An 11,597-nucleotide genomic window follows, 5' to 3' on the forward strand; every position below is an offset into this window, starting at 1 on the left:
GGCGGTCCGGTGCGCGGCCGGGTTCACGAGCCGCCCCGCAGCACCGAGTTGCCCTCGAAGGAGGCCGCGCCGGTGTCGGCGGCCCGCAGCTGCTCGTCGAGGATCAGCCGGCCGCTGCGGCTGTAGAACTCGACCGGGTTGCGCCACAGGACGGTGTCCACGTCGGCCTCGGAGAAGCCGGCCGCGAGCATCGCCCGGCCGACCAGGTGCGGCTTGAGCGGGTCCGAATTCCCCCAGTCGGCCGCCGAGTTGACCAGGATCCGGGAGGTGCCGTACTCCTTCAGGACGGCGACCATCCGCTGCTCGTCCATCTTGGTCTCCGGGTAGATCGAGAAGCCCATCCAGCAACCGGAGTCGGCGACCATCGCCACGGTGACCTCGTTGAGGTGGTCCAGCACGACGGCGCCCGGGTCGATGCCGGACTCGCGGACCACGTCCAGGGAGCGGCGGGTGCCGGCCTGCTTGTCCCGGTGCGGCGTGTGCACCAGGGCCGGCAGGTCGTGGTCGACGGCCAGCGCCAACTGGTGCGCGAAGACCTCGTCCTCGGCCCTGGTCATCGAGTCGTAGCCGATCTCGCCGACCGCGACCACGCCGTCCTTGCCGAGGTAGCGCGGCAGCACGTCCAGCACCTCGACGCAGCGCGGGTCGTTGGCCTCCTTGGGGTTCAGGGCGATCGTGCAGTTGTGGCTGATCCCGAACCGGGAGGCCCGGAAGCGCTCCCAGCCGAGCAGGGTGTCGAAGTAGTCGGTGAAGGAACCGGGGTTGGTGCGGGGCTGGCCGAGCCAGAAGGCCGGTTCGACGACGGCCCGGACGCCGGCCTCGTGCATGTTCCGGTAGTCGTCGGTGGTGCGGGCGGTCATGTGGATGTGGGGGTCGAAGATCCTCATGACCGGCAGTCCTCCGTGCGGCAGTCCTCCGTGTGGCAGTCCGTCGGCCGGGAGTGCTCCGCTGCGCAGTCCTGCGGTGCGTGGTCATCCGGGAGCGGGGGGACCAGGGAGAGCAGCACGGTCATGCCGAGCAGCGCCCGCAGGTCGGGGCCGATCTCGCGGTCGGCGGCGCGGCGCTCCGCGGCCAGGTCGTGGGCCATCCGCAGCAGCTCGGAGTCGGTCCGGGCGACCAGGTCCGCCACCGCCCCCAGCGTCACCCCGGTGAACAGGCACTTCAGCACGCCGTGGCGCCACTGGTGCTGACCCAGGTGCCGGGCCGCGAACGGGCCCATCGCCGCCGCGACCAGCCGCGGATCGTTGGTGCGCAGGCCGTCGGCGACCAGCTTCAGGCCGAGCCGGCGCGCGCTGTCCGGCAGCACCGGCAGGGCGCGCAGCACCCCGCGCCGCTCGGCGTCGTCGCCGTGCCGGTACAGCTTCTCGACCTCGGCCGCCAGGACGGCGCCGGGCAGGGAGTCGGCCAGCGCCGTGAGCAGCCGCTCGCGGGCCCGGTCGTCGACCGTGCCGTGCACCAGCCCCTGCGGGTCGGCCTCCGGTCGCACCGGTTCGCGGCCGACCATCCGGCCGGCCAGCGGGAACTCCTGGTGGATCGTGCCCGGCCACTCGCGGACCCGGCGCTCGGCCTCGGCCAGCCAGTCGGGCGGCGGCTCCGGCAGCGTCTCCGGCCGGCTCCCGCCGTAGACGCTGGTTTCGAGCCAGGGGTGTTCCTGTTTGTACGCCATCACGGGAGGTCTCCGATCGTGGACGACGCCGGTGCGCCCGTGTGCACCGGCGGAACGGAAACGGTCTTCATGGCCCGGCGGATCGCCGCCAGGGCCGTGCGTGCGGTGTGCGGTGCGGCGTGACTGTGCCGGGGCAGCTCGACCGCCGCGACACCGGCGTAGCCGATGCCGTCGAGGGCGGCCAGGGTGGCGGCCAGGTCGAGCTGTCCCTGCCCGAACTCCAGGTGTTCGTGGACGCCCGGGAGCATGTCGTCCAGCTGGACGTTGACCAGCAGCCCGCCCGCGTGCCGGATGCAACCCGCGGCGTCCACCGGCTCCACGGCGACGCAGTGCCCCACGTCGAGGGTGATGCCCAGGCAGTCGGGCCCACCGAGCTCGCGACGCAGGTCGAGCGCCTGGTCGAGGTGCTGGACGACCATGCCGGGCTCGGGTTCCAGGCCGAGCCGCACGGAGCGGCGCTGCGCCTCGGCCAGCACCGGGTCGAGGTGGCGGACCAGCCGCGCACGATTCGTCGGGCCGTCCACCCCGGGCTCGCTCACCCCGGACCAGAAGGACAGGCAGTCGGCCCCGAGCGCTTCGGTGATCCGCAGGGCGCGGAGCAGGAAGTCGATCCTCGGCCCGGCCTCCCCGGACACCAGTGTGGGGTGGTGCTTGCGGTACGGGTCGAGCAGGTAGCGCGCGCCGGTCTCGACGACGCAGCGCAGACCCGAGGCGGAGAGCAGCGCCGCGACCCGGTCGGTCTCCCGGGCCAGGTCCGGGCCGAAGGGGTCGAGGTGGTGGTGGTCGAGGGTGAGGGCGACCGACGTGTAGCCCAGGTCTGCGATGACCCGGATCGCGTCGGGCAGCCGGTGGTTGGAGAACCCGTTGGTGCCGTACCCGATGGCGAGGGCGCTCATGTCGGGCTCCGGCGGGCCGACAGCCGCCGGGCGAGCGGCAGGGCGGTGAGCACCAGCGCCGCGGCCGGCAGCGAGCCCAGCCGGGCGGCCAGTCCGGCCTGCAGCGGCAGCATGCCGTGGATGCCGGCCACGGTGGCGCGCCGGACGGCTGCCGCGGCTCGGGCGGTCCGGGCCGATCCGGGCTCGGCGTCGGACCCGGGCTCGGCGTCGGCCTTGGGCTCGGCGTCGGCCTTGGCCTTCGCCAATTGCTGCTGCCCGGAGGCGAGTTGGGCGCTTCCGGTGGCGGCCGCGTACCCGAGGGTGCAGAGCGCCCCGGCCGTCCGGTGCCGTACCGAGGCGGCCCGGCCGGTGCCGGCCAGCAGTGCGGTGGAGACGGTGGCGGCCAGGGCGATCCGGCGGTCGGTGGCGCGGCCGCCGTCCACCTCGCCGCGGGAGAGCGCGGTCACCCCGAGGGTGTGGGTGGCCAGCGCCAGGGCCGGGGCCCCGGCCGCCCGCCAGTGTGCGGCTCCGGCGCCGAGCAGGACGTCCAGGCCGCGGCAGGCCGCCATGCCCAGCGGCGCGGCCGGGGTCGGCTTCAGCACGGTGTCGTAGGCCCAGACCGCCGCGGTGAGCGGGACGGCGATCCGCAGCGCGTCGGCGCCGCCCGCGAGGCCGGCCAGGGCCAGTCCGGTGAGGCCGAGCCCGGCGGCCGTCGCGAGCGCGGTCTCGGGTTCGATCCGGCCGGAGGGGATGGGGCGTTCGGGGCGCTCCCGCGCGTCGACCGCCCGGTCCGCCCAGTCGTTCAGCGCCATCCCGGACCAGTAGAGGGCGACCGAGGCGAGCGGCAGGGCCAGCCGCCGGCCGCGCAGCGGACGGCCCGCCGCGACCGCGCCCGCCACGGTGTCCCCGAGGACGGTGAGCGCGGCGGGTGCCCGGACGAGGTCCAGCCAGGTGCGTGCGGTGACGCTCATCGGGCCACCGCGATCCGCCGCGCCCAGGACGCCAACTCCTGCTCCTGCTGGGCGAGTCGGTGCTCCTCGCTGCCGAGCGGGTCCTTGAAGAAGAAGGCCAGCGCGCCGAGCGGCCCGCGCTGTCCGGCCGCGTGGGCCCCGGCCACCAGGCGGGCGAGGTCGAGGACCAGCGGCGCGGCCAGCGTCGAGTCGTAGCCGTCCCAGCTCAGTTGGAGGCTCATCGCGGTGCCCAGGAAGCCCTCGAAGGAGACGTGGTCCCAGGCGACCTTGCGCTCGCCGAGGTCCGGCACGTGGTCGATGTGCAGCGGCGCGGTGACCTGCTCGCCGAGCAGCGCGGCCAGCCCGCGCGACTTCGCCGCCAACTTGCCCTGGGCGCGGCCCTCCTGGCCGAGGTTGGCGCCGTCCCCGCCGCCGAGCAGATTGGTCCCCGCCCAGGACCGCACCCGCAGCCCGCGGGCGATGAACATCGGTGCCAGCGCGCTGCGCAGCAGGGTCTCGCCGGTCTTGCCGTCGCAGCCCGCGTACGGCAGGCCGCGCCGGTCCGCGAGTTCGGTGACCGCCGGGATGCGCAGGCCGGGCGACGGGGTGAAGTCGACGTACGGGCAGTCGGCCGAGAACGCGGCGTACGCGGCGAGGGCGGACGGGCCGAGCACCCGCCGTCCGGCCTGGGCGAGGGCCGGTTCGAGGGCGGCGAGGTCGGCGAGTTCGGGGGCCGGCGGGAGCGGGGGCTCGGTGGAGGACACGTTGACCACCACGACCCGCTCCAGGCCGTGCGAGCGCCGGAACTCCGCGATGTCGGCGGCGAGTCGGGCCGCGGCCTCGGCCTGGGTGGGCGGCTGGTCGGCCGGGTCGGCCGGGTCGTAGCCGCGGCGGATCTCCCGGTCGGCGGCGTCGAGTTCCTCGGCGACCGCCGACGGGAGCCAGCCGGGCAGCACACCGGCGGCGGCGAGCTCCTCCGCCCGCTTGCCCAGCGGCGTGGGGACGAGGTCATGACCGCCGGTGACCAGCTCGGACCAGCCGGGGAAGACGGCCGGGTCGAGGCCGAGCCGTTCGCTGACGCTGCCGGTCGCGGGAACGAGCCCGGCCCGCAGCGCGGCGAGGCCGCAGACGGCCGTGGTTGCCACCGATCCCCTGCCGCCGATCAGCCAGAGTCCGCTTCTGCCTGCCATGGTGCAACTCCCTTGTCGTCGAACGGAGATGACACGCTTCAGGCCTGGTCCCAGCCGGTCCAGCGCCAGAGCCGGCCGGTGCCCTTGCGGGCCTCGACGCCGTGGTCGGTCATCTCGAACTCGCCGAAGTCCAGGATCAGCAGCGCGTCGTCGCCCGGGGCGAAGCCGACGTCGATCGGCCGGTGCAGCGGCGGGCCGGCGGGCAGGCCCCGGGTGGACCAGTCGGCCGGGTCGACCAGCAGCAGGTCGCGGCCGAGCTGCGGACCGCCCGGCGGCAGGGTCATCGGCGCCTCGTCCCCGAACAGCGTGACCACCAGCTGCCCGGCCAGCGGCGACCGCGGCGGGGCCACGGCGAACTTGGTGGCCGCGACGTGGGACTCGAAGTCGAGCACCGGCCGTTCGGGGGCGGGGAGTTCGTCGTGGTTGGCGAGCAGGAAGGTCGGCTGCGGGCCGCGGGTGGGCTTGAATGCCGGGTCCGTCACCGGGATGCCGCCGACGAAGTCCGGCCAGCCGTACCAGGCACCCTCGCGGACCTCGAACAGCAGGTCCGGGGCGTTGCCGATCGGCCGGCTGCCGCGGTCGTCGGCGCCCTGGTCGACGGCCAGCAGCCGGCCGTCCGGCAGGAAGCCCAGGCCGAAGGCGTTGCGCATGCCCCAGGCGACCAGCTCCAGGTTGCCGCCGTCGAGGTCGCAGCGGAGCACGGCCGCGCTGCACGGCAGTCCGGCGGGTATCCGCTGCCCGGGGGTGGTCGGGGTGCCGAACGGGACGAACGCCCCGGTGGTGGTCTTCGCGCCGGGCCGCCCGGCCAGCGGGTCGTCGGTGGTGACGTTGACGCCGGTGAGCACCACGTCGAGGCCGGGGACGTCGTAGGAGTGCGGAAGCCGTCCCAGCCAGCCGAGTTCGTAGGCGTCCAGGCCGATGATCCCCAGGTTGGACATCGCCCCCTGGGCGAAGTACAGCTTCCCGTCCTGCCCGGCCACGGCCATGTCGATGTGGTAGTTGCCGGGCCCCGGCATGCCGTCGACGATGACCGTCCGCCCGCCGTCCGGGCCGATCCGGGTGATCCGGCCGGCACCGCCCTCGGAGACGTACAGGTGGCCCTGGTGCCAGAGCAGCCCGGTCACCGGGGCGGCCAGGCCGTCGGCGAGCAGCGTGCGCGCGGAGGTGTCGGTTCCCGGTTCCAGACGCCAGATCCGGCCGCCCGGGGCGGCGCCTCCGAAGGGGAGTCCGGACTCGGCCAGGTAGACCCGGCCCTGGTCGTCGAAGGCCAGGCTGGTCGGGAAGTCCAGTCCATCGGCCATTACGGTCGGTGATTGCACCACGGCTCCTCCACGGTCGTGCCCACAGAAGATCAGCCGCCTACGTGCGGTCGGCGACGGGTCGATGTGTAGCAGCGTCCGGAAAGCATGGTCAAGAACCGTCCGAGGCCGCGGGACAGGCCGGACGATCACCGGTTTGACCCGGGAAAGCACAGGTCGGACCGTGTACGGAGGCCATTCGGAGGCTGCCGGATCGGGCCTGTCGGGGCCGCTGTGCACCGCACGACGAGAGAAGGCCCGGGGGCTTGCGCCAGCGGTGACGGGCCTCGGGCGGACACCGTCCGCGGGCGCTCCGGGGGCCGGGCTGCGGGCGTCCGGTCACTCTCGGTGGTCCCTGTTGGGCTCCTTTGCCGGGGGGCGGCGGAGGACGGCGGTCGCCGGGGAGGGCGTCCACTCCTTCCCCGACGACCGCGCGGTGTCGAGGCACGGGGTCCTCGACCGCCGGGGTCCGAGCCCGGCACTTGGTAGACGGAGCCGGGCGGCGCGTCTCGACATCGGGCGGGAGAATTTTTCGGAGATCTTCCGACGGGCCGTCGTGCGCGAGGGCTTCGGGCGGGCGGGGCGTCCCCGGGACGCACGCACGACGGCCACCGGCGCGGCGTGGGACGCCGGGCCGGTGGCCGTCGGACAGCGATCAGTGCAGCGATCAGTGCAGCGATCAGTGCAGCGATCAGAACAGAGATCAGTGCGGGGATCCGGAGGGATCAGGAGAGGGTCAGAGCGAGTAGGCGATCAGCTCGAACTGCGAGGAGCCCGAGAGCCCGGGTGTGCCCGCACCGACGAACAGCGTGTTCCCGCTGATGGCGGGGAAGGAGATGATGCCGGCCGGCGTCTTGTCGCACCAGAGCGTCTTGCCGGTGGCGGTGTCGAAGGCGAAGACCTGGCCGTCGAAGGTGGAGGTGAAGACCACGTCGTTGGCCACCGTGGCGGCCCCGAGCGCCATCTGCGGCAGGTCCCGCTTCCAGAGCACCTTGCCGGTGGACACGTCCGCCGCCGTGAGGCCGCCGCGGCCGACGCTGTAGTCGGGCAGTTGGAGCCCACCGGTGGCGGTGAGCGTGCTCGGGGTGTCGACCCACGGCACGAACAGCCGGCCGCGGGAGAGCGCCATCGGGGTCTCGACGCCGCCGAGGATGCCCGGCATGACGACGGTCGGGGTGTCCGGCAGCGGGCCCTCGTCGTTCATGTGGGTGCCGACCGACAGTGTCCACAGCGGGGTGCCGTTGTCGGCCCGGTAGGCGAAGACCTTGCCCATCTTGCCCGCGGCGAGCACGACTTCGGTGCGCACGCCGTTGACCTGGGTGGTGGTGACGATCGGCGGGTCCTGGAGGTCGTAGTCCCGGATGTCGTGCGGCGCGGTCGCCTGGTACCAGAGCAGCTTGCCGGTCCTGCTGTCGATGGCCAGCAGGCAGTTGGTGTAGAGGTTGGGGCCCGGTCGGCTGGCGCCGTTGGGGTACTCGGGAGTCCCGGGGAGCGGGGCGGGGTTGGCGATGGTGACGAAGAGCCGCCCGTGCGAGTCGAGGGCCGGCGCGTACCAGGTGCCGCCGCCGCTGTTGATCTCCGGATGGCCCCAGAGGTCGCCGTCCTTGATGGTGTTGAAGTTCCAGCGCTCCTTGCCGGTGGCGGCGTCCAGCGCGTAGATGGTGCCCATGGCGCCCGGCACGTACTTGCCGAAGGTGTTCGGGACGGTGCTGACCACCACGGTGTCCTCGTACACGTGGGGCGCGACGTCGATGCCGCCCTGGCCGGCCGGGATCAGTTCCCGCGTCCAGACCGTCCGGCCGGTCGCCGGGTCGAGGGCGAAGACGCCGGTGAACGTCGTCCCGAAGAGCAGGCCGTGGGAGTACGCGACGCCGTTCGGCCCGACCGAGGGGCTGTCGAAGACGCGCTTCCAGCGGACCTTCCCGGTCTCCTTGTCCACCGCGGTGACGTCCGAGTCCAGATTGATCAGGTAGACGGTGTCGCCGACCACGATCGGATTGGAGGCCATGACGCCGGCGAAGGTCGGCTTGCCCTCCAGTGGCAGCCGCCACTTGACCTTGAGGTCCTTGACGGTCCGGGAGTCGATCGCAGTCCGGGTCACGTTGCGGGTGTTGGTCAGATCGCCGTTGGAGAGCGGCCAGTCCCGTGCGTGGGCCCCGCGGCCGTGGCTCTCCGCGACGGCCGCCGGATCGGGCGCGGCTTCCGGCCCTGGGGCGGCCATGCCGGGCCCGATCGCCAGCACGAGGGCTGCCAGCGCGGTGAATCCGGCCCAGCCGGGGGTGCGGCGCCCGCGGCGCCCGACGCCGCGGGTCCTGAGGATGATGGACAAGTCGACTCCCTTTCTGATCGGTACCGTTGGAGTGGTTTCGGGAAAGCCTCAGGGGAGTTGGCGCACCTGGCGGGCGAAGGCGCGGACGTCGCCGACGAACAGCTCGGGTTCCTCCAGCGCCGCGAAGTGCCCGCCGCGGTCGAACTCGGACCAGTGGGTGAGGGTCGGCAGGATCTGCTCGGCCCACTGGCGGATCGGCCGGACGGCGTCCTCGGGGAACACGGCCACCCCGACCGGCGCGGCCAGCGGCCAGGGGCCGGCCCAGGTGCGGATGAAGTCCACGTCGAGCCGGTTGGACTCGTAGTAGAGCTGGGCGCTGGAACCGGCGGAGGCCGTGAACCAGTAGATCGCGGCGTTGGTCAGCAGGCGGTCGCGGCTCACCGCGTCCTCCGGCACCGACTCGGCGGCCGTCCACTCCTTGAACTTCTCGACGATCCAGGCGAGTTGCCCCACCGGAGAGTCGGTCAGACCGTAGCTGAGGGTCTGCGGCCGGGTGGACTGGATCTTCCGCCAGCCGGCCCCGTCCTGCTCGAAGTGCGCGGCGAACTGCAGCCGGGCCAGGTCCGAGCCGGCCAGCTTCGCCAGTTCCGCCGGATCCTGCGGCGGGAAGGTGGCGAGCATGTTGAGGTGCACGCCCGCGACGTGCTCCGGATCGGCCAGGGCGAGCTGGAGCGAGACCGGCATGCCCCAGTCGCCGCCCTGGACCAGGTAGCGCTCGTAGCCGAGCCGGTGCATCAGCTCGGCCCAGGCCCGGCCGACCCGGGCGGTGTCCCAGCCGGTCTCCTGCGGCCGGCCGGAGAAGCCGTACCCGGGCAGCGCGGGGACGACCACGTGGAAGGCGTCGGCGGCGTCGCCGCCGTGCGCCCGCGGGTCGGTCAACGGCCCGATGACGTCCAGGAATTCGGCCACCGAGCCGGGCCAGCCGTGGGTGATGACCAACGGCACGGCGCCCGGCTCCGGCGAGCGGACGTGCAGGAAGTGGACGTCCACGCCGTCGATCTCGGTCAGGAACTGCGGGAACGAGTTCAGGTGCTCCTCGGCCTTGCGCCAGTCGAAGCCGGTGCGCCAGTACTCGGCCAGCTCCTTCAGGTAGCCGAGCGGCACCCCGCGCTCCCAGCCCACGCCCGGCAGTTCACCGGGCCAGCGGGTCGCCGCGAGCCGGCGGTTCAGATCGTCGAGGGCTTCCTGCGGGATGTCGATACGGAAGGGACGCATACCGGGTCCTCTCGGTGGGCCGACGGGTCGGCGGGACGGGCGGGGGCGGGAGGTGCGGACGGCGTGCCGGGGGCGGCTGCTTGCGGTGATTCAGCCGGCGATCGGGTCGTTCAGCCGGCGATCGGGGTGTTCTGGTACGAGGCGATCCGCCAGTCGTCGCCCTGCTTGGCCAGCACCCAGGTCGCGCGGATCGCCCGCTCGGCCGTCACCTCGGTGTCCCCGGGGGCCAGCACGCCGCCCTGGGTGACCAGCACGGCCACGCCGTCGGCCAGCGCACGGATCGACGTCGGCTGCCCGGTGACCCGGGTGCCCTTGAACGGGCCCGCGAAGGCCTGCGTCATGAAGGCGCGGATCGCCTGACGGCTCGTCAGGTAGATGTCCCCGGGCAGGATCAGGGTCGCGTCCTCGGTGAACGCCTCGGCGAAGCCGTCGGCGTCGTGCTGCGCCCAGGCCGCGACGATCTGCTCGGGGACGGCGCGCAGGGCGGCTTCGGTGGTCTTGGACGAGGGAGTGGCGGACATGGTGTTCTCCTTCTCCGGTGGTCCCGCGGCCGCGATCGCGCAGGCCGGGGTGGCGGCCAGCCTCACACCTGGCCGGGAGGTGCGACAACTCCTTGATTGCGCTGGTCGGTTGACGCGAATACCGGTAGTGGGGCCGCCCGGCGCGCCGCAATCAGGGAGATGCGAGCACCCCGCCCGGGTGTCAGCCTCGACAGGGCCGATCAACGACCAACGGTCAACGACCAACGACCGCGGCCCGGACGGTCAGCCGTCCGCTGCGGGCCGCGCCACCTCGGAGGAGCCCCCGGATGACAGCCAAGGAATCCCCGTCGAGGGAAGAACTCGTCAGCCGCGCAGCAGAGTTGGTGCCGCTGCTGCAGAAGAACGCGGTGTGGCACGAGGAGAACCGCCGACTGTCCGACGACACCCTGGCCGCCCTGGCCGACTCCGGGCTGCTGCAGCTGCGGGTACCGGTCCGCTACGGCGGCTACGAGTCGGACATGCGCACCGTCGTGGACGTGATCGCCGAGCTGGCCCGCGGCGACGGCTCCACGGCCTGGGTCATGTCGGTCTACGCGATCAGCTCCTGGATGGCCGGCCTCTTCCCGGACGAGGTGCAGGACGAGATCTTCACCGCCCCCGGGGTCCGCGTCAGCGGCATCCTCAGCCCGACCGCGGTCGCCGTCCCGGCCGAGGGCGGCGTGCTGCTCAACGGCAAGTGGTCATTCAACTCCGGTTCCCTGCACAGCAGCTGGAACACCAACGCGGCCGTGCTGATGACCCCGGAGGGGCCGCAGCCGATCATGGTGGCGGTCCCGCTCGCGGAGCTGGAGATCGTCGACGACTGGCACACCGTCGGCCTGCGCGGCTCCGGCAGCGTGACCACCATCGCCACCGACCTGTTCGTCCCCGAGGCGCGGGTGCTGCCGATGGTCCCGGTCCTCCAGGGCCGGCACCGCTCCGTCGCGAACGCCGAATCCCCCATCTACCGGGCGCCGTTCATGCCCACCGCCTGTGCCACGGTGGCCGCGCCCGCCCTCGGGCTGGGCCGCGCCGCCCGGGAGGCGTTCTTCGAGCGGCTCCCCGGTCGGAAGATCAGCTACACCGACTACACCGAGCAGTCCGAGGCCCCGGTGACCCACCTCCAGGTGGCCGACGCCATCACCAGGATCGACGAGGCCGAGTTCCACGCCCACCGCGCCGCCGCCCTGATCGACACCAAGGGCCCCACCGGCGAGGAGTGGACGCTGGAGGAGCGGGCCAGGATCAGGCTCGACCTCGGCGGGGTCTGCGCGCGCACCAAGGAGGCGGTGGACATCCTCAACACCGCCAGCGGCGGCTCCTCGATCTACTCCGCCGTCCCGATCCAGCGCATCGAGCGGGACGTCCAGGCCCTCAACCTGCACGCCATCCTCCACCCGAACACCAACCTCGAACTCTACGGCCGGATCGCCTGCGGCCTCGGGCCCAACACCCTGTACCTGTAGGGCGATACCCCTGCCGGGCAGGGCCGCACCCGCGGCGGCCCTGCCCGTGCTCCTGCCTGCCCGCACGCCCGTCCGTACCCCTGCGCG

General features: G+C 73.4%; 10 protein-coding genes. 1 reads left to right on the forward strand and 9 read right to left on the reverse strand.

Going from position 1 to position 11,597, the window contains the following annotated elements; translation table 11 throughout:
• Positions 1-23: 23 nt before the first annotated feature.
• The 9 genes from CRP52_RS29120 to CRP52_RS29160 form a co-directional block, all read right to left on the reverse strand.
• On the reverse strand, positions 24-887 hold the full coding sequence (locus tag CRP52_RS29120; protein ID WP_097239111.1) for a TatD family hydrolase: 864 nt from the start codon (positions 885-887) through the stop codon (positions 24-26).
• Positions 884-1,666, reverse strand: coding sequence for an EboA domain-containing protein (locus CRP52_RS29125; RefSeq protein ID WP_097239112.1), 783 nt, complete (start codon positions 1,664-1,666; stop codon positions 884-886). Before CRP52_RS29125 ends, CRP52_RS29120 begins: the two co-directional genes overlap by 4 nt.
• Positions 1,666-2,562, reverse strand: a complete 897-nt coding sequence (locus CRP52_RS29130; RefSeq protein ID WP_097239113.1) for a sugar phosphate isomerase/epimerase family protein — start codon at positions 2,560-2,562, stop codon at positions 1,666-1,668. Before CRP52_RS29130 ends, CRP52_RS29125 begins: the two co-directional genes overlap by 1 nt.
• Complete coding sequence (locus CRP52_RS29135) at positions 2,559-3,512, reverse strand: SCO3242 family prenyltransferase (RefSeq protein WP_097239114.1); 954 nt, start codon at positions 3,510-3,512, stop codon at positions 2,559-2,561. Before CRP52_RS29135 ends, CRP52_RS29130 begins: the two co-directional genes overlap by 4 nt.
• On the reverse strand, positions 3,509-4,681 hold the full coding sequence (locus CRP52_RS29140) for an inositol-3-phosphate synthase (protein ID WP_097239115.1): 1,173 nt from the start codon (positions 4,679-4,681) through the stop codon (positions 3,509-3,511). The genes CRP52_RS29135 and CRP52_RS29140 overlap by 4 nt, the downstream gene beginning before the upstream one ends.
• Before the next feature lie 38 nt (positions 4,682-4,719).
• A complete protein-coding gene (locus tag CRP52_RS29145; protein WP_218893126.1) occupies positions 4,720-5,982 on the reverse strand; it encodes a PQQ-dependent sugar dehydrogenase in 1,263 nt (420 codons plus the stop codon).
• Positions 5,983-6,715: 733 nt separating this feature from the next.
• Positions 6,716-8,308: an outer membrane protein assembly factor BamB family protein gene (locus tag CRP52_RS29150; protein WP_097239116.1), complete on the reverse strand. Its 1,593-nt coding sequence runs from the start codon at positions 8,306-8,308 to the stop codon at positions 6,716-6,718.
• Between the two features lie 48 nt (positions 8,309-8,356).
• A complete protein-coding gene (locus tag CRP52_RS29155; RefSeq protein ID WP_097239117.1) occupies positions 8,357-9,523 on the reverse strand; it encodes an epoxide hydrolase family protein in 1,167 nt (388 codons plus the stop codon).
• 110 nt (positions 9,524-9,633) lie between these two features.
• Positions 9,634-10,044, reverse strand: a complete 411-nt coding sequence (locus tag CRP52_RS29160; protein ID WP_097240421.1) for an SgcJ/EcaC family oxidoreductase — start codon at positions 10,042-10,044, stop codon at positions 9,634-9,636.
• Positions 10,045-10,331: 287 nt separating this feature from the next.
• Between CRP52_RS29160 and CRP52_RS29165 the strand changes: the two genes are divergently transcribed.
• Positions 10,332-11,510: an acyl-CoA dehydrogenase family protein gene (locus CRP52_RS29165; protein WP_097239118.1), complete on the forward strand. Its 1,179-nt coding sequence runs from the start codon at positions 10,332-10,334 to the stop codon at positions 11,508-11,510.
• The last annotated feature ends 87 nt before the right edge of the window (positions 11,511-11,597 follow it).

This window comes from Streptomyces sp. 1331.2 (assembly GCF_900199205.1).
In the GTDB taxonomy this organism is placed as follows: domain Bacteria; phylum Actinomycetota; class Actinomycetes; order Streptomycetales; family Streptomycetaceae; genus Kitasatospora.

What these genes read in the sequence shown, in the direction of transcription:
- CRP52_RS29125 (WP_097239112.1), bottom strand. Translation starts at nt 1,666, where the DNA reads ATGGCGTACAAACAGGAACACCCCTGGCTCGAAACCAGCGTCTACGGC.
- CRP52_RS29145 (WP_218893126.1), bottom strand. Translation starts at nt 5,982, where the DNA reads ATGGCCGATGGACTGGACTTCCCGACCAGCCTGGCCTTCGACGACCAG.
- CRP52_RS29120 (WP_097239111.1), bottom strand. Translation starts at nt 887, where the DNA reads ATGAGGATCTTCGACCCCCACATCCACATGACCGCCCGCACCACCGAC.
- CRP52_RS29165 (WP_097239118.1), top strand. Translation starts at nt 10,332, where the DNA reads ATGACAGCCAAGGAATCCCCGTCGAGGGAAGAACTCGTCAGCCGCGCA.
- CRP52_RS29135 (WP_097239114.1), bottom strand. Translation starts at nt 3,512, where the DNA reads ATGAGCGTCACCGCACGCACCTGGCTGGACCTCGTCCGGGCACCCGCC.
- CRP52_RS29140 (WP_097239115.1), bottom strand. Translation starts at nt 4,681, where the DNA reads ATGGCAGGCAGAAGCGGACTCTGGCTGATCGGCGGCAGGGGATCGGTG.
- CRP52_RS29155 (WP_097239117.1), bottom strand. Translation starts at nt 9,523, where the DNA reads ATGCGTCCCTTCCGTATCGACATCCCGCAGGAAGCCCTCGACGATCTG.
- CRP52_RS29130 (WP_097239113.1), bottom strand. Translation starts at nt 2,562, where the DNA reads ATGAGCGCCCTCGCCATCGGGTACGGCACCAACGGGTTCTCCAACCAC.
- CRP52_RS29160 (WP_097240421.1), bottom strand. Translation starts at nt 10,044, where the DNA reads ATGTCCGCCACTCCCTCGTCCAAGACCACCGAAGCCGCCCTGCGCGCC.